The organism is Arthrobacter sp. S2(2024), assembly GCF_036662515.1.
Lineage (GTDB): Bacteria > Actinomycetota > Actinomycetes > Actinomycetales > Micrococcaceae > Arthrobacter.
On record NZ_JAYKZI010000007.1, the window covers coordinates 157,851 to 175,483 of the forward strand.

Genomic DNA, 17,633 nt, shown 5'->3' on the forward strand with positions numbered 1-17,633 from the left:
CCTACCGGCCAAAGAATCGAAGACTATGCGATGATCGGGGACCTGCACACCGCAGCCCTGGTCAGCACGGCGGGCTCCATGGACTGGCTGTGCCTCCCGCGCTTCGATTCGCCGGCGTGCTTCGCCGCGCTCCTGGATTCCCCCCAAGCGGGGCGTTGGCTCCTGGCACCTGAAGCCGGGGGAATTTGCACGCGCCGCCAGTACCGGGACGGGACCCTCATCCTGGAAACAGAGTGGGAAACCAAAGAAGGGCACGTCCGGGTCATCGACTTCATGCCGCCGCGCGACGCCGTCGCGGACATCGTGCGCGTGGTGGAAGGGATCCGCGGGACGGTCAAGATGCGCGGGGAACTGATCCTGAGGTTCGACTATGGGCACGTGGTGCCCTGGGTCCGCCGCGACAGGCACGGCCTCCGCGCGGTTGCCGGTCCGGACTCCGTCTACCTCAAGACCCCTGCGCCGTTGGTAGGCAAGGACTTCACCACGGTCAGCGAGTTCACCGTGAACGCGGGTGACCACGTGCCCTTCGTCCTGACGTGGGCGCCCAGCCACGAACGGCGGCCCCGCACCGTCGAGGCGGATATCGCCCTCGAAGACACCTCGGCATTCTGGACGGATTGGTCCAAGCGTTGCAACGTCCGGGGGCCTTACCGGAAAGCCGTCCAGCGTTCCTTGATCACGCTGAAGGCCCTCACCTATGCGCCAACCGGGGGCATCGTTGCCGCCGCCACTACTTCGCTCCCCGAACAGATCGGCGGACCGCGGAACTGGGACTACCGCTATTGCTGGCTGCGTGATGCCACGTTGACCCTTCAAGCCTTCCTGGCCGCGGGCTACACCGAGGAGGCCAGCGCGTGGCGGGATTGGCTACTCCGCGCAGTGGCAGGCGACCCGGCCGACCTCCAGATCATGTACAGCCTGCACGGTCGCCGGCGGTTGCCCGAGTCGGAGCTGACGTGGCTTTCCGGATACCAGGGTTCGAAACCGGTGCGCATCGGGAATGCGGCAGCGGAGCAGCTCCAGCTGGACGTCTGGGGAGAAGTCCTGGACTGCCTGTCCCTGACCCGGGCATCGCTGATGACCGTCGGCGATGAGTCCTGGGCCATCCAGACCGCCCTCATGCGCCACCTTGAGAGCACGTGGGACAAGCCGGACAACGGGCTCTGGGAAGTACGCGGCCCGCGGCGCCACTTCGTGCATTCAAAGGTGATGGCCTGGGTTGCGGCGGACCGCATGGTCCGCGGAATCCGTGAAGCCGGGATGCCCGGTCCGCTGGATCGCTGGGAGGCTTTGCGGGACACCATCCACGACGAAGTCATGACCCACGGATTCGACGCGGAGCGCAACACGTTCGTCCAGTCCTACGGGAGCAAGGAGCTGGACGCGAGCCTTCTCCTCATCCCCAAGGTGGGCTTCCTGCCGCACGACGATCCGCGCGTGATCGGCACCATTGACGCCATCCAGCGTGAGCTGACCGAAGACGGCTTTGTGCTGCGCTACCGCCCGCAAGACAGTAACGACGGACTGCCGGGCGGGGAGGGCGTCTTCCTTGCGTGTTCCTTCTGGATGGTGGACGCACTCTTGGGCGCCGGGCGCCGGGCAGAGGCGACAGCCCTCTTCGAGAGGCTCCTGGCCCTGCGCAATGACGTGGGCCTGTTGAGCGAAGAATGGGACGCACACGCGGGCCGGCAACTTGGCAATACGCCCCAGGCCTTCAGCCATTTCGGTTTGGTGCTCAGCGCCTTGCAACTTCACCACGGCAAAGCGCACCACAGCAATGTCCCGATCGGCGGGGTCCCGGCGTCGGGCTCTCCTGCAGAGGCACCAGAACCGTCGTCGGCCTCAGGAGCGGTTTCGCCCTGACGTTCCGGAGCGCTTGGGCCATCGGAAGATCCGGCCTGCCAAGGCCAGGCCCGCTCCGAGATTGAGCGTTGGCAGGTAGGCCCGTGCCACTGCGGTCCCAACGGCGGGCAGGGAAGCGGCGTCGGGGTAGAGCATGTAGAGCGGCTCGTATCGGGGCCGGAATTTTGCTTTGAATGCCAAGAGGGACCGGAATCCGTAGACCGGTTCCAAAGTCGCCCCCAACCAGTCGAGCAGGCGGTCGAGGTTGCCGGGAGGGCGGGATCGCGGCTTCGGGCGTGGCATCTCGGAAGGGTCCTCTTCGGCCCGAGCCAGGGGCGCACCGGAGAGGCTCACGAATTCGCATCCTTCATCCTTGAGGCTGAGGGCCGCGGACGCGATGAGGAATTCGATGCTGGCCCGGAAGCCGCCGCTACGGCGACGCATGAAATCGAGGGTCCAGCCGACGATGTGACCGTTGCGGTATACGGGCAGCCAAGAGGTGACTGCGTGGACCGTGTGGCGTTTGTCGATTGCAAGGAGGCAGCGCACCTCCGGATCGTCGAGTTCGTCGAGGCTGCCCAAGGTAAAGCCCATTTCGGGCATGTTCCTGTCTGCCACCCATTCTTCGGAGATTTCCTCGATCTGGACCTGGACCGAGAAGGGAGCCGAGGCATAGCTCGTCCATTCGTAGCGGATGCCCGCCTTCGATGCGTTGTTCAACGCCGTACGGATGTCCTGGAACTTCTTTCCCTTGAAGGAGACCGAATGCAATGGCAGGACCGTTTCCTGGGCTACCTGCGCAGAGCTCCATCCGGCGGAATCCGCATGGTCGCGCAACTCTTGGGGCACCGAGTAGAAACACGGCGTCCACCCATTGCCCCTGCAATAACGGGCAAACTCTTCGAAGACGGCGGTTTTCTCGGATGTGGGTCCCACCGGGCCGCCGAGCGTGAGGGCGACCCCCGTGCTCACACGGTAGGCAACAAACGACTGCCCGGAAGGGGAGAACCAGTACATGTTTCCCGGCCACGTGGTCATCCAGGACAGTGAGCTTCCCTCCCACGTCTTGATGACTTTCCGGGCACGCTCCGTACTGGCGTCGTGCCGGGTGTGGGCCTGGTGGAGGAAGGTCCTGAAGATCAGGACACCGGCGACCGCCCAAAAGACGACGCCGACGCCCTCGTACACGAGAACGGCGGCCGTGCCTTGGGGGAAGATCGCCGGGGGAACATCCAGGACGAAGCCCAGCGGAAGGAAGCGGTCCGGGACATCCGCCAGTAGTTCCGGTAGTCCCGGAACGGGGGAGAAGTCCTGGGCGAGCAAGAGGCCGGCGCCGACATAGACGGCACTGAGCACGGCAGCCATCGCAAGTACACGCACCGCGAGGCGCCGGTAGGTCCCCTTCGGGGCCTGGACATGAAACAAGCGCCGGGTCGCGAGCAGAATGATGGTCAGCGCAAGGGGCAGGAGCAGCGGCAGGGCAAAAGTGAACGGCTGCGAGGAAGCCGATCCTTCGATTGCGACAATCCCCTCGCTGGCGCCGGTGTCTGAAGTAGTCTGCTGCAAGACTCCGGCGAGTGCGATTCCGGCGAGAACGGAAAGCCCCACCTGGATCAAAAGGGTCCCCACCCAGGCAAAGCGCCGTCCGCGGCGCAGGCCCTCCGCAAGCAGCAGCAAGAGGAAGGACGGAAGGATGGCCATGAAGATCCCACCGGCCCCGGCACGTAATTGCAACTGCGCGACCGCACAGTCCTTCGCTTGCGCCGGATCGGAGCAGACGTTCTGGAGTGCTTGGGGATCGACAGGCTGGATGTTGGTGAACAGGAAACGCAGGATGGACAACGGCCCCACTGCATGCGGGATGAGGCCGGCGACTACCGGACCGATCGCCGATGCGGCAAGGAGAAGCGAAAGGAGCACCCGGCCTTCGTGCCGGGAACTGACCGGGCGTGCAAACCTCGGCCGGCGGCCCATGAGCAGGGGCCCGAGAACCGTGCCCGCGGTTGCGGCGCCGAGCCTGACCAAGTCCGCAAACCCTCCGCTGTAGAGGGCCAGGAGGAGCAACAAGGCGAAGACGACAAGCCGGATCCGGCGCCTCCACAGGGTTGCCATGGACGCAGTACCCGCCATGGCGGTACCGATGATGAACGCACTCGGACCCACGAAGAGGTGGCTGCCTATCTCGGCTGTCCAGTTACCGAGCAAGCCCTGGGCCAAGGCAAGGAATCCCAGGGCAATGCCAACGCCCAGAATCTGGCTGGAGACCGCAGCGATTGCGTACGCCCGCTGTCCCATCCGGCGTTCCAGCGGGAGGCCCAGCAACAGCACCAAAGCAGTTTCCAGCACATAGCCCGTCAGGTCCCTGGCCCAGAAGGCGGACGTCGCCGCGGCCCACCAGTGATCAGGTACGGAGCGAGGCGTCAGTGCGAAATTGAGCCGCAATTGAGCGTCCGGCCCCGTGGCGAGGCTGGAGGTCAGCGCTCCCAATCCCCAGAAAACGATGACAAAACCCAAGGTGAGCTGCGCTGAGCGCAGTCTTTCCGTCCATGATCGCCGCGAACGGACATCGGGGACGGAGCGGGTTTCCGGCTCGGGCGCCGGTGCGTGCACGTGGTTCCTATCTGTGCGTCGGAATGATGGGGGTGCGAAATGAAATTCTTCCACACCGGCCATCCGGCGAGGATAATTCCCACCTCGCCGTGACCTTCCCCGTCCCGATCCAATAGACTCCGACGTAGGCAGGCTGTCGGCTCGTTCCGCCACCGGTCTATGAGCAATGGAAAGTTGCTTTTACAGCGCTAAAACGAACAGAAAGCAAGCCCGGGACAGGCCGATGCACAAATCTCGCATATTCCGCTCCGCCGCAGCCGTGATCGCCGCCGGAGCACTTTTGGCAGGCTGTTCGCAGGCGCCTGCTGAACCGGGCGACTCATCCAGCGGCAGGCAGACAGCGGCACCCGTTGCACCCTCGGGTAGTCCAGCCGCAGCGGGCCAAAGTCCCAAGAAACCTGAGTCCGGACAAGATCCGTCAAAGCTTCCCGTGGGGTCCTTGTACAAGAACCCCAGCAACAACCGGAACGAAATCATCCTCGCGGACGTCCGGCACACCGCCGTCCTCATCGGGGACTCCCAGTCTGAGCCCCTGGGCTCATGGCCGCGGGGGGCTTTGGGCTCGCTTGGTTACAAGGTGTACTCCGTGGCCCGGGGCGGTACAGGATACGTCGCCGCGACGAGCAGCAGCGGAAACTATATCGACGCGCTGCAGCGCGGAGACTGGGTCCTGCCCTACGGGACGCCGCCGCTGATCGTTGTCGAAGGTGGAGGCAACGATGCCTCCCACAACGCCAGCGACGAGCAGATCACGGCCAACGCCAACAGGCTCCTCGCCGCCCTCAAAAAGAGGTACCCGCAGGCGAAGCTCGTGATGATCGGAACCCTTGCCAGGGGTGCCAACGCGGGCGGGGGGCGCCGCACCGAGGTTGACGCGTTGCTGGGCAATATTGCGGCCAAGGCCGGTGCTCCGTTCTTTAGCGTCGGGGACTGGATCAGCAAATACCAGGTTGCCGGGGACTTGGTGGACGGCGTCCACCTGAACGCTGCCGGGCACGCCAAACTCACCGGTGTACTCGCGGCGGACATGGCCGCAGCGGGACTTAGCCTGCAGCCGGGCCCGAGGAGTGCATCATAAGAGTTGCGGCCACCGGAGGAAGCCGGAAACTGCTTCCGGCTGGTGTCCGGACCGGACCGAGGTCTGGCAGAACGTCGCGAGCCGGAGAACAATTGATCTATGGTCAGCTATTCAGCCCTTGAAGACGCGTCCAGCAAGAATCCGCATGACTGGGGCCGGGCGATGGCAACGGCGATGACAAAGCTCCTGGATGCGGCGCGCATTGACGGACGGCATTTTGAACACGAGTTCCTCTATGGCGAGGAACTGCGCTTGAGGATCGACGAGAACAACGACGGAGCCACGGTCAAGCTCACGTGGACGCCCGCCGACCAGGAACCCGAACAGGAGAAGTCTCCGGCCTGAGTGATTCCTGTCGCCGGATTGGCCCTGGCGCCAAGGACAGTGCTCACGATCGACAACGTGGTTACTCCGCGCTCCCGTTGCTTCCGAGCAGGCTACGGGTCAGGGCCTCGCCGTCGGCCATGAGCTGTCCCACCGCGGTGCCCAGGTGCGGGTCTCCGGGAGTCTCGTCTGCCAGCGCGGCGGCGACCACCGAGCGTCGGATCAGCTCCTTCGCGAACGACGCCGTGGTGCCATCGGTCCGGCCTGCCGCGGCTTCGATCGCCGAGGGGGAGAACGCGATTCCGTTGGAATACAGCCGCAGAAGTTCCACCCGCTCGTGCTTGGACGGAAGTGGGATTTCCACTGCCAGGTCCACGCGTCCTGGCCGCTGGGCGAGGGCCCGTTCCAAAAGTTCCACCCGGTTGGTGGTCAGAACGAACGCGACGTCGGCGTCGTTGTCCAGCCCGTCCATGGCGTCGAGTACCTCGAAGAGCAACGGTTTGGGCCCGTGGCCGAAGCTGCGGTCCTCGGCGATCAGATCGCAATCCTCCAACACCACGATGGACGGCGCCAAGGCCCGCGCGATCTTGGCCGCCTCGGAAATTCTGGCGAGTGAGCCGCCCGAGAGGAGCACCGCCGTCGTACCTTCGCTTTGGCTCAGCAGGTACCGGACCGTGTGCGTCTTGCCCGTCCCGGGCGCTCCATAGAGTAGGAGGCCGCGTTTGAGATGCTGACCGTGTGCCGCAAGGATGTCCGCTTGCCGTGCGATGCCAAGGGTGTGGCTCTCCACCTTGCTGAGGAGCCCGTCCGGAAGGACCACGTCACTGTTGGCGAGCTGCGGCCGCCGGATGAAGGTCACTCCGCTGATGCCCGGCCCGTAGTCGCTGACGGAGAGCGAGATGACTTGGCCTTTGAAAACGCTCTTGTGCTCCATTTCGCGCCGCACCTCGGCCAGGAACCTCGACGCGACGGCAGGGTGGGTGGCCAGGACTTCGAGCGACGCAGTCTGCCGGCCACGCTCGATCTTGGCACCACGTTGGAGGACCGCTATGGGTGATCCGGCGTAGCTGAAGAGCCAGAGCCCCAGCGCAACGGCCTGGCGCTGTTGGTCCGGACCGGTGGCCAGGTTGCTGTAGTCCGGCTGGCTGAGGGGAAACCTCGGGTAGCTGCGGGATTGCTGCAACATGTCGCTGAAAGACATGTGGTGGCGCTGATCGCCGCCGCCGATTCCTACCAGCCGCCGGTCGGGGTCGCGGCCGGCCAGCCCTTCCATCACGATGTCCACATCCACCAGACGGTGCTGCGGGATCTCCTCCGTCACGACGGACAGTTCATGGGCGGGAACCGCGAGGTGCCCGGTCAGTGCCTGTAGAAGTTGTTCGCCGTCGTCGCCATGGTCAAAGCCAAGCTGGGAGAGCCTTGTCAGTGTTCCGAAGTCCTCGATGAATTTCCCCAATTTTTCATCCATGCACAGACCCTAGCAGGATGCGTCGTGACTCAGCACAGCCCGTTCATGGTGGCGATGGCCACCTGCCGGAGCTGCTCGAACTCCGCTTGGCCGCTGCCATCCGTCGATTCAATGTGTTTGTCCGTGTCGGATGGATAGGCGAAGCTCATGGCTATCTGGCGGCTCCCGTCGCTCGTGGACAACGCGATGCTCGCAAACCAGGTGCTCCCGCCGTAGCCGTAGTAGAAGCCGTTCGTGCATTCGTCATTCCACCGCTGCAGCCCGAGTCCGTGGTTCTCCTGCCATAGGGTTTGCATGTCGCGGAGGGTGCTCGCCGTGAGTAGCCTGCCCTGCATGAGCGCTGCGTAGAACGTGTTGATATCGCCCACCGTGGAGATGACGCCCTCTGCGGGGGAACCGACGAGATACTCCGGCTGCGAGGCGTTGACGCGCTCGCCGTCGATGAATTCATAGCTCTGGATCATGTCGCGCGCATCCCGGTCAGGTTCGGATGCCAGCGAGGTGTGGCTCATTCCCAGCGGCACGAAGATATCTGACTTCAGGACATCGCCGATCGGCCGGCCGCGGAGCTTCTGCACTATCGCCGCCAAGGCGAAGTAGTTCGCATCCGAGTAGCGGAACAGCTGGAAGTTCGCGTGCGTCCACGGCACGGTCCCGGCCATGCGGAGGTAGTCCTCGATGCTGAACCTCGTGTCGATGGCCCGCTTGGTCGGCATGGCCTTCAGGATGGCAACAGGCGCGTCGGGCAGGCCGGAGCTGTGGTTCAACAGGGAGCGGACTGTGACGGGGCCCGGTGGATGGACGAGCTGCCCGAATTCCGGGAAGTACTGAGTGACAGGGTCCTCGAGGCCCAGCTTTCCTTCCTGGACCAGCTTGAGCACCGAGACCGCCACCATGGACTGGGTGATGCCGCCGGCCTGGATCCGGTCGGTCACGGCCACCGGTTCGCCGGTCTCGACGTCTTGGCTGCCGTAGGCCTGGGACCATTCCCGGCCCCGGACTTTGATCTGGACGACGACGGCCGGCGCACCCCGGTTGAGCATTTCATGCGCGAAGAAATCCGCAACGGGGGATTCGGGTACTGCCCCTTGGGAATCGGACGACGAGCTACTCGCCGGGGGTTCAGCCGTCAGAGGGTAGGTGCATGAACCGGACGCCAGGATCAGAGCCAGGACGACGGCCATCCGCGCTCGCCGCGAAGTCCGGGATACGCGGGAAGTCCGAGAGGCCCGCGCCGCCTCCATGGCTGCCTCCTGAAGCTACGCTGCCGGGCAACGGCCAGGCGCCCTTGCCCCCGTAGTTTCGATCGTCCTCTTCGGAAGCGAGGGGGTCAACGCCGAAAACGCGGGCGCGGCCCCAAACCCAACTAACTCGCATTAGGTGTCGTCATGAGCGCTCATAACGACACTAACTGCGAGTCAGTTGGGAAAGGAGTGCCTTAGGTCAGCTTGACCTGACGGTTGACGTCCTTGTAAAGCAGGTAGCGGAACGGACCCGGGCCGCCGGCGTAGCAGGCCTGCGGGCAGAAGGCGCGCAGCCACATGAAGTCTCCCGCCTCCACTTCGACCCAGTCATTGTTGAGCAGGTACATGCCCTTGCCCTCCAGGACGTACAGGCCGTGTTCCATGACGTGGGTTTCCGGGAACGGGATGACCCCGCCGGGCTGGAACGTCACGATGTTCACGTGCATGTCGTGGGCCAGGTCGTTGGGGTCCGCGAAGCGTGTGGTTGCCCAGACGCCGTTGACGTCCGGCATTTCCCCGGCCTCAACTTCGTCGTCGCTCGTGACGAAGGACTTGGCTTCATAGCCCTCAAGGCGCTCGTAGGCTTTGCGGATCCAGTGGAAGGAGACGATGTCGTCCGAGACGTTCTCAAGGCCCCAGTTGGAACCGGCAGCGAGGTAGGCGTAGCCGCCCTCCTCGAGCTGGTGCAGTTCGCCGTCGAGGGTCAGGTTGACCTTGCCCTTGGTGACGAAGACGACGCCTTCGACGCCGGCCTCGAACTCGGCCTTGGGAGCGCCGCCACCCGGGCCGATCTCAACGATCAGCTGGGAAAACGTGGTGGCGAATCCGGAGATCGGGCGGGCAATGATCCAGGAACGCGTGTTTGAGAAGCCCGGCAGGTTGCTGGTTACGATGTCGGTCAGCACGCCCTTGGGGATGACCGTGTAGGCCTCCGTGACGATTGCGCGTTCGGTGGTGAGGTGGGTCTGGGGCGGCAGGCCGCCCTCGGGATAGTAGTACTTGCCCATCATTGGATCCTTACTTGGAGGTGGTGTGTGCGAGCCGGGGATGCGCCAGTGCAGTCAGCCGGGGGAGTTCGACGCCGGCAAGCGCCAGCACTTCTTCGGCACCCACCGCTCCACACTGGACGCCGCGCAGGACGAAAGCGGCCAGGGCCCGGGCGGTGGCGGGTTCGTCCATGACGCCGCCTTCGGTGCGCTCCACGTAGTTGCGGAGGCGGGCCGCGGCGGCGGGCAGGCCCTCCCGGTAGAAGGCATACGTTGCGGCGAAACGGCTCGGCAACTGGGCAGCATGCAGGTCCCAGCCCTGGTAATAGCCGCGTTCAAGGGAGCGGCGGACCAAACGGCCGTGCAGCTTCCACGCGTTTTCCACGTTGTCGCCCACCGGGATGATGTTGGTGGAGCCGTCGGAGAGCCGGATGCCCGTTCCCGCAACGGCCAGCTGCATGACTTCCTTCGCGAAATCCGCCACCGGGTGCTCCATGGACTGGTACTCCGCGGAGATCTGCAACGAAGCCGAGTAGTCGTAGGTGCCGTAATGCAATGCGCTGATGCGGCCCGGAACTGCGTGCGGAAGCCGGGCCACGGGGGAGGTCCCCTCCGGGCCGAGGATCAGTTGCGGCGTCTCCACCTGGACTTCGAAACGGAGCCGGCCCGCCGGGAGCGTGTGGATCTCCTCCAGTCGGGAGACCGCGAAGTCCATGGCCTGCACCTGCGCCACCGTGGTGACCTTCGGCAGGGTCAGGATGAGTCCCTCGGGCAGTTCTCCGGCCGAGGCCAAAGTGGAGACGAACAGGTCCAGGGTCTTCAGGCCACGTGCCCGGGTGGGGGCCTCGAAACACTTGAACCGGATGCCGATGAACGGCGGCGCGGACCCCGCGGCAACGGCTTCGCTGACAGCCTGGGCAGCCGCTACGGCCGCGACGTCTTCTGCTTCGTCGCCCCGGTCGCCGTAGCCGTCCTCGAAGTCGAGGCGCAAGTCCTCGATCGGTTCACTGCGCAACTTGGCAGCCACACGGGTGGCGACGGCGGCAGCCAGTTCGGGCTCTTGGCCCAGCAACGTACCGAGCCTTTCGAGACCGCCGTGGGCCTCCGCCGTCGTGATTGCCTGGGCGCCCCATTCAGCCGACAGCGACGGCGTGAAACGGTCCGCCGGGACGTACACCGTGTGCACGGGCTGGCGGGTGCCGTCGTCGCCGGGGTAATTGCGCTCCAGCAACTGGTCGGTGGCAGCCAGTTGGGAGTCGATCGCGGCGAAATCGGCCGCAGAGAAGGAGGATGCGGCCATTCCTACACCAGCTCGTAGGCGGGAGTGGTGAGGAAGTCCGTGTAGTCCTCGGAGAGACAGATGTCCGCGATCAGGCGGCTCGCCGGCTCGTAGAACTTCTCGAAGGACTCGGCGTCGACCTCGCTGCGCAGGCGGTCGGTCTCTTCGCCGAGGATCCGGGTGACCAGCTCGCGGGTGACCGTGTTGCCGGTGTCGGCCAGGACCGACTTGTTGCGGATCTGCTGCCACACCTGGGAACGGGAGATTTCCGCCGTGGCGGCGTCTTCCATGAGGTTGTGGATGGCAACGGCGCCGCTGCCCGAAAGCCACACCGCGGTGTACGCGACGGCGACGTAGAGGTTCAAGCGAAGCCCCGCCTCGGTCACGTGGCCACCGGCGGAGGAGATGTCCAGCAGCTGATCGGCGGTCACGGAGACCTCCGGGCGCTGCTTGTCCAGCTGGTTCGGCTTGTCGCCGAGCACGGAGTCGAACACTTCGCGGCACGTGGAGACGAGGTCCGGGTGGGCCACCCAGGAACCATCGAAACCGTCGTTCGCCTCGCGGGTCTTGTCCGCGCGGACCTTCTCGAAGGCCTGGGCTGTGACTTCGGGTTCGCGGCGGTTCGGGATGACGGCAGCCATGCCGCCCATGGCGAAGGCGCCGCGCTTGTGGCAGGTCTTGACCAGCAGTTCCGTATAGGCGCGCATGAACGGGGCCGTCATGACCACGGACGCGCGGTCCGGCAGGATGAAGGACTCGCCGGCGTCGCGGAAGTACTTCACGATGCTGAACAGGTAGTCCCAACGGCCGGCGTTCAGGCCCGACGCGTGGTCGCGCAGTTCGTAGAGGAACTCGTCCATTTCGAACGCGGCCGGAATGGTTTCGATCAGCATGGTGGCGCGTACGCTGCCCTGCGGGATGCCGAGGTAGTCCTGGGCGAAGACGAAGATGTCGTTCCACAGCCGGGCTTCGAGGTGGCTTTCCATCTTGGGCAGGTAGTAGTACGGGCCGTGGCCGTTGAGCAGGAGCTGCTTGGCGACGTGGAAGAAGTGCAGGCCGAAGTCCACCAGCGCGCCCACGGTCGGTTCGCCGTCGAGCAGCAGGTGCCGTTCGTCCATGTGCCAGCCGCGGGGGCGGGCGACGACGACGGCGAGCGGCGCGTCCGTGCGGAGCCGGTATTCCTTGCCCTCCGGGGAGGTGTAGCTCAGGGTGCCCTGGGCTGCGTCGCGGAGGTTCAGGATGGCGTCGATGACGTTCGCCCACGTCGGGGTGCTGGCGTCCTCGAGGTCGGCGAGCCACACCTTGGCGCCGGAGTTCAGGGCATTGATTGCCATCTTGGCCGGGGAGGCCGGGCCGGTCATCTCGACCCGGCGGTCCTGCAGGGCCACGGGTGCTTCGGCGACCTTCCAGTCGCCGTCGCGGATGTCCTGGGTTTCCGGCAGGAAGTCGAGGCGGCCGGTGCGGGCCACTTCTTCGCGCTTGGCGACGCGGGCCGCGAGGAGCTCGGTGCGGGTGCCCGCGAAACGGCGGTGCAGTTCCTCCACGAAGGCCAACGCCTTGGGAGTCAGGATCTCCTCGGCTCGTTCGATCGGCCGGGGGTCTGTGACTGTGAGAGCCATGGGGTGGTCCTTTCCTAGAGAGCGCGAGCGGCCTGCGTTTGCTGCTTCCGCGCGTTTGCGTTTGCTGCATTTGCTACGGCTGCGGCGACGTCGGCTGCAACGTGGGGGTCGAAGACGCTGGGGATTATGTAGCTCGCATTCAGTTCATCATCTGCGACCCGGTTGGCGATAGCCTCTGCCGCGGCCACGAGCATTTCCGGGATGATGTCCGATGCTCCGGCGTCGAGCAGTCCGCGGAAGAAGCCCGGGAAGGCCAGCACGTTGTTGATCTGGTTGGGGAAGTCGCTCCGGCCGGTGGCCACCACCGCTGCGTGCTTGGACGCGATCACCGGGTCGATTTCGGGGGTGGGGTTGGCCATGGCGAACACGATCGCGTCCTCGGCCATCGAGGCGACCTGCTCTTCGCCGATCACGTGCGGAGCGCTGACGCCGATGAACACGTCCGCACCCTTGAGGGCTTCGTGCAGCGTGCCGGAGAATCCGGCCTCGTTGGTATTCGCGGCGATCCAGGAACGGTGCTCGTCGTCGTACTTTTCGCCCGAGTGGATAGCGCCGGAGCGGCCGGCAGCGACGATGTGCTGCGCGCCCTGCGCCTTGAGGAGCTGGATGATCGCAGAGCCGGCAGCGCCGACGCCGGAGACAACGATCTTGACCTCGGACAGCTTCTTGTCCACCACGCGCAACGCGTTGACGAGGGCCGCGAGGGTGACAATTGCCGTTCCGTGCTGGTCGTCGTGGAAGACGGGGATGTCCAGCTCGTCGCGCAGCCGCTTCTCGATTTCGAAGCACCGCGGGGCTGCGATGTCTTCAAGGTTGATGCCGCCGTAGACCGGAGCCATGGCCTTCGCGATCATGATGATTTCTTCAGTGTCCTGGGTGTCCAGGCAGACCGGCCAGGCGTCGACGTTGGCGAACTGCTTGAACAGCGCGGCCTTGCCTTCCATGACAGGCAGTGCCGCGGCCGGGCCGATGTTGCCCAAGCCAAGGACGGCCGAACCGTCGGTGACGACGGCGATGGTGTTCCGCTTGACCGTCAGGTTGCGGGCAGCTGCCGGGTCCTCGGCGATGGCGAGGCAAACGCGAGCGACGCCGGGAGTGTAGGCGCGCGAAAGGTCGTCGCGGTTGCGCAGGGCCACCTTCGGGACGACCTCGAGCTTGCCGCCCAGGTGCATGAGGAAGGTGCGGTCCGAGACGTGCTGGACCGTGACGCCGTCGAGCGCGTTGAGGGCGTCCTTGACGCGGTTGGCGTGGTCTTCGTCCGTGGTGTTGCAGGTGACGTCAACAACCAGGGTGTCGTGGTGCGACTCGGTCACATCCAGCGCGGTGACGGCCGCACCGGCAGCGGCGACCGCAGCGGCCAGCTCGCTCGTGGCAGTGAAGCTCGACGGCGCGGCGACGCGCAGGGTGATCGAATTTCCGGGGCTCGGGTTCGCCATTGAATTTCCTCCTCGTACAGGCCCATAGCGGGCCTCCGCTCAAACCGAATGTTTTCGTATTATGGATATTATTATCTACAAAGTGGAAACACAAGCCCTGATCGGCAGGCAAGCATTCCGGCGTCGCGTGCTGTATCTTGAGTGTTCTAAGCAATTCTTTTCACGATGCGGATAAGAGTTGTCGGATTCCGAGCCATAGGAGACAACGGAATGGCTGAAAAGCCCTCGGGAGGCGTGCAGTCCGTCGAGCGCGTCTTCGAACTGCTGGAACTCATCACCGACGCCGGCGGAGACGTCACGTTGAGCGAACTGTCGTCGTCGACAGACCTGCCGCTCCCCACCATCCACCGCCTGCTGCGCACTTTGGTGTCCCTCGGCTATATCCGGCAACTGCCCAATCGTCGCTACGCGCTGGGCCCCCGGCTCATCCGGCTTGGCGAAGGCGCCAACAAGCAACTCGGAGCACTGGCCCGCCCCCAGCTGAAGTCCCTCGTGGACCGGCTCGGCGAAACGTCCAACATGGCCGTGCTGGATTCCGACATGGTCATCTACGTTGCCCAGGTTCCGTCCCTGCACTCCATGCGCATGTTCACCGAGGTGGGCCGCCGCGCCCATACGCACGACACCGGCGTCGGCAAGGCCATCCTGGCCCAGTTGGATGACGAAGTGGTCCGCGGGATCGTGGCCCGCACGGGCATGCCGACTCCCACGGCTAAGAGCATCGGGGACATCGATTCCCTGCTCGCCGATTTGAACCGGATCCGCGAACGCGGCTACTCGATCGACGAGGAAGAGCAGGAGATCGGCGTCCGTTGCTTCGCGATGGCTGTGCCCAATGCTCCGACGCCCACGGCTATTTCGGTTTCCGGACCGGTGTCCCGCGTGGACCAGCACTTCGCCGACCGCGCCGTGCCGCTCCTGCGCGAAGCCGCGCTCGCGATCTCGGCCGAGCTGAACCAGAACTAACCGTCCCGGACGCTCGCTCACCTATGTCGGGTTTTTGGCGCACGCTCGCTCACCTATGTCGGGTTTCGGGCGGACGCTCGCTCACGGGGTGAGCGAGCGTCCTGGAATTTGGCCCTATAAGTGAGCGAGCGTCCGGCGGTTTCTGTTTGATGACGGCGGGCGCTCAGGCGAGGGCGCCGTCGTTCACTTCGACGCCGTTAGGCTCCAGGTTGATCATGGGGGATCGCTTTTCGAAGTACCAGAAGGTCAGCAGGCCCAAGGCACAACCGAGGAACCAGCTGTAGTTGCCGATCCAAGTTGCGTTGACTGTGGTGGCTCCGGAGTCAAGGAGCGCTTTGGGAATCAGGACCGAGGCGATCGACACTACGCCGCTGATGGCCACTGACTTGACCGCGTTGGGGTTGTAGCCGTTGCGGAACCAGTACTTGCCGCTTGGCTTCATCGTGTACATGTCCTCAACCCACACCTTCTGCTTTCCCACGAGGTAGTAGCCGGCGATGAGGATGCCGAAGAGCGGGCCGATGAGCGCCCCCAGAACGCCGAGCGTGTAGTGGATGGCGTCGTCGTTCGAGTACCAGTTCCACGGGGTCAGGATGACGGATCCGACGGCGGCGATCATGCCGCCCATGCGCCAACTGATTTTCTGCGGGCTCACGTTGGAGAAGTCGAACGCCGGCGAGATGAAGTTGGCCACGATATTGATGCCCACGGTCGCGATGACAAAGGTCAATCCGCCGAGCAGCACGGCGAACACCGAATCGATTTCCTGCACGGTCTTGACCGGGTCCGTGATGAGGTGCCCAAAGACCGGGGTGGTGGCCGACGCCGTGATGACCGTGAGTAGCGAGAAGAACAAGAAGTTGACGGGCAAGCCCAGGAGATTGCCCTTCTTGACGGCCTTGAAGCTCTTGCCGTAACGCGCGAAGTCGCCGAAGTTGAGCATGGGGCCGGAGAAATACGACACCACCAAGGCGATCGCGGAGATCATGACCGGGATGGACGCAGCGAAGTCGAGCGGTTCGCCGGCGGAGAGGTTGAGGCTGATGTTGCTGACGCCGGCCTTGGATACCAAGTAGATCGCAAGAACCAACATGACAACGTAGACAGCCGGTCCGGCGAAGTCGATGAATTTGCGGATGGTTTCCATTCCGTTCCAGAACAACGCGGCCTGGGCTACCCAGAGGATTCCGTAGCAAATCCAACCCAGGGCAGAAAGGCCAAGGAAGCCGTACTGATGGACGTCGTACAACGGCTTCATGGCCGGGAAGAACTTGAGGAACACGATCACCAGGGCTTCGGAGGCCAGGAAAGTCTGCACTCCGTACCAGGCGACAGCGATGAGACCGCGGATGATGGCCGGGATGTTGGCACCTTTGACGCCGAAGACGGCCCGGTTGATCACGGGGTAGGGGACGCCGGTCTTCTGACTGGGCTTCGCCACGAGGTTGCAAAACACCTGGACAATCACGATGCCCACCAGCAGGGCCACCAACACTTGCCAGCTCGCCAGGCCGAGGGCAAAGAGGCTGCCCGCCGTCACATAGCCGCCGATGCTATGGACGTCCGACATCCAGAACGCGAACAGGTTGTAGCTGTTCCAGCGCTGGTTGTTCAGGGGCACCAGGTCTTCGTTGCTGAGCCGCGGGTCACGGCGTGCGGCGGCTTCATCAATCGGGTGGCCAAGTAGGGTGCCGGTCTTCTCTGGGGCGAGTTGTGCTTCGGCCATCGGTTCCTCGAATCAGGGTTTTCCACGACCGGGGCAGTCGTTTCACTGGTTCAATTCAATGGAACAGATGTTTCAGTTCAGTTTCCGGACCGCTAACTCTTCTTTACGCTTGGCGCCGGGCCCGGCGAGCGAGCCGAGCACGGCCGCCTTCGGACTACCGTCGCTCGATCTCTTCCAGTGAGTCGAACAGCCCGGTGATTTCCCGGACGCGATCCCTTCCTGAACGGCCCTTCGCCGCCAACACGCCGTTCGCGAGGACGCTCACGAGGCTCATGGCCGACGCATAGCTGTCAAAGGCGGCGCTGCCCTCCACAGGGCATTCGATCCAGACGGAGGCGTCGGCCGCCAGCCAGCGCGCGCTCGGGTCTCCGATCAAGATGGTGCTCGCGCCGGTGGCGGTAGCGGCCTTCAGGACACGGTCGAAACGGTCGGGCCTGCGCCGGAATCCAAGCAGAACCACGACGTCGTTCCCGTCCAGTCCGGCGAGCTCCTCGCCCACGCTTTGGCCCGGCTGAGGGGCCAGAGCCACCGACGAACGGCACTGGAGAAGCTGCTGCCGGAAATGGAGGGCGACAGGGAAACTGTTGCGGAAACCGATCAGAAGGACATTCCGGGCCTCAGCCAGTTGTTGTGCCACCTTGAGGAGGCGATCGTCGTCGAGCGTATCGAAAAGGCGGTCCAGGTTCTGCTGCTCCTGTGCCAAATGCAGGGGGATCCCGCCGTCGGCCTCCTGCCTGGCGAGCGGCACTCCGCTGGACCTCAGGCTCCGGGTGTGTTCCTTGACCTCGTTGAAATCGGCGAATCCCAGGCGGCGGAAGAGCCTGCTCATGGTGGCCTTGGAAACGCCGCTTAGCTGGGCGAGCTCGGCCGCGTTGTAGACCGCAAGGTCGCCCAAGCGGTCCAGCAGGGTATCCGCGGCCTTTTGCTCCTGCGGCCCAAGCTCCGAGTAGTGTTGTTCGATTCGCTCATCGATCCTCATGAAACAACCGTCTCACGCGGACCCGTAACTAGCGCGACATGGCAGGTGTTGCCCCATTCCTTGGCTGAGGAAGAGG

The 17,633-nt window shown here is 64.5% G+C and carries 13 protein-coding genes; 4 read left to right on the forward strand and 9 right to left on the reverse strand.

Annotated elements, in window-relative coordinates; genetic code table 11:
- Nucleotides 1–30 precede the first annotated feature (30 nt).
- Nucleotides 31–1,863: a glycoside hydrolase family 15 protein gene (locus tag VLA65_RS15315; protein WP_332603018.1), complete on the forward strand. Its 1,833-nt coding sequence runs from the start codon at nt 31–33 to the stop codon at nt 1,861–1,863.
- Here VLA65_RS15315 and VLA65_RS15320 read toward each other — a convergent pair.
- A complete protein-coding gene (locus VLA65_RS15320) occupies nt 1,843–4,452 on the reverse strand; it encodes a bifunctional lysylphosphatidylglycerol flippase/synthetase MprF (protein WP_332602998.1) in 2,610 nt (869 codons plus the stop codon). The two genes, VLA65_RS15315 and VLA65_RS15320, sit on opposite strands and share 21 nt — an antisense overlap.
- Nucleotides 4,453–4,891: 439 nt before the next feature.
- Between VLA65_RS15320 and VLA65_RS15325 the strand changes: the two genes are divergently transcribed.
- Both VLA65_RS15325 and VLA65_RS15330 read left to right on the forward strand, forming a co-directional pair.
- The gene (locus VLA65_RS15325) at nt 4,892–5,530 is read left to right on the forward strand and encodes an SGNH/GDSL hydrolase family protein (protein WP_332602999.1); all 639 of its coding nucleotides are present in this window, start codon (nt 4,892–4,894) and stop codon (nt 5,528–5,530) included.
- 99 nt (nt 5,531–5,629) lie between these two features.
- The gene (locus VLA65_RS15330; protein WP_059389455.1) at nt 5,630–5,875 is read left to right on the forward strand and encodes a hypothetical protein; all 246 of its coding nucleotides are present in this window, start codon (nt 5,630–5,632) and stop codon (nt 5,873–5,875) included.
- 61 nt (nt 5,876–5,936) lie between these two features.
- Here the strand turns inward: VLA65_RS15330 and VLA65_RS15335 are convergent, their stop codons facing one another.
- From VLA65_RS15335 to VLA65_RS15360, 6 genes are all read right to left on the reverse strand, one after another.
- Complete coding sequence (locus VLA65_RS15335) at nt 5,937–7,322, reverse strand: ATP-binding protein (RefSeq protein ID WP_332603000.1); 1,386 nt, start codon at nt 7,320–7,322, stop codon at nt 5,937–5,939.
- Nucleotides 7,323–7,351: 29 nt separating this feature from the next.
- Nucleotides 7,352–8,506: a serine hydrolase domain-containing protein gene (locus tag VLA65_RS15340; RefSeq protein WP_332603001.1), complete on the reverse strand. Its 1,155-nt coding sequence runs from the start codon at nt 8,504–8,506 to the stop codon at nt 7,352–7,354.
- 254 nt (nt 8,507–8,760) lie between these two features.
- The gene (locus tag VLA65_RS15345; protein WP_332603002.1) at nt 8,761–9,573 is read right to left on the reverse strand and encodes a bifunctional allantoicase/(S)-ureidoglycine aminohydrolase; all 813 of its coding nucleotides are present in this window, start codon (nt 9,571–9,573) and stop codon (nt 8,761–8,763) included.
- A gap of 10 nt (nt 9,574–9,583) precedes the next feature.
- Nucleotides 9,584–10,852, reverse strand: coding sequence for a DUF6986 family protein (locus VLA65_RS15350; RefSeq protein ID WP_332603003.1), 1,269 nt, complete (start codon nt 10,850–10,852; stop codon nt 9,584–9,586).
- Between the two features lie 2 nt (nt 10,853–10,854).
- Nucleotides 10,855–12,450: a malate synthase A gene (gene aceB, locus VLA65_RS15355; RefSeq protein WP_306961862.1), complete on the reverse strand. Its 1,596-nt coding sequence runs from the start codon at nt 12,448–12,450 to the stop codon at nt 10,855–10,857.
- 14 nt (nt 12,451–12,464) lie between these two features.
- Entirely contained in the window at nt 12,465–13,886 is a 1,422-nt protein-coding gene (locus VLA65_RS15360; protein ID WP_332603004.1) for an NAD-dependent malic enzyme, read from the reverse strand.
- A 210-nt stretch (nt 13,887–14,096) separates the two neighbouring features.
- Here VLA65_RS15360 and VLA65_RS15365 point away from each other — a divergent pair, with 210 nt between their 5' ends.
- Complete coding sequence (locus VLA65_RS15365; protein WP_059389461.1) at nt 14,097–14,852, forward strand: IclR family transcriptional regulator; 756 nt, start codon at nt 14,097–14,099, stop codon at nt 14,850–14,852.
- Nucleotides 14,853–15,015: 163 nt separating this feature from the next.
- Here VLA65_RS15365 and VLA65_RS15370 read toward each other — a convergent pair whose 3' ends face one another.
- Entirely contained in the window at nt 15,016–16,578 is a 1,563-nt protein-coding gene (locus VLA65_RS15370) for an NCS1 family nucleobase:cation symporter-1 (RefSeq protein ID WP_332603005.1), read from the reverse strand.
- 154 nt (nt 16,579–16,732) lie between these two features.
- A complete protein-coding gene (locus tag VLA65_RS15375; protein ID WP_332603006.1) occupies nt 16,733–17,557 on the reverse strand; it encodes a MurR/RpiR family transcriptional regulator in 825 nt (274 codons plus the stop codon).
- Nucleotides 17,558–17,633: the final 76 nt, after the last annotated feature.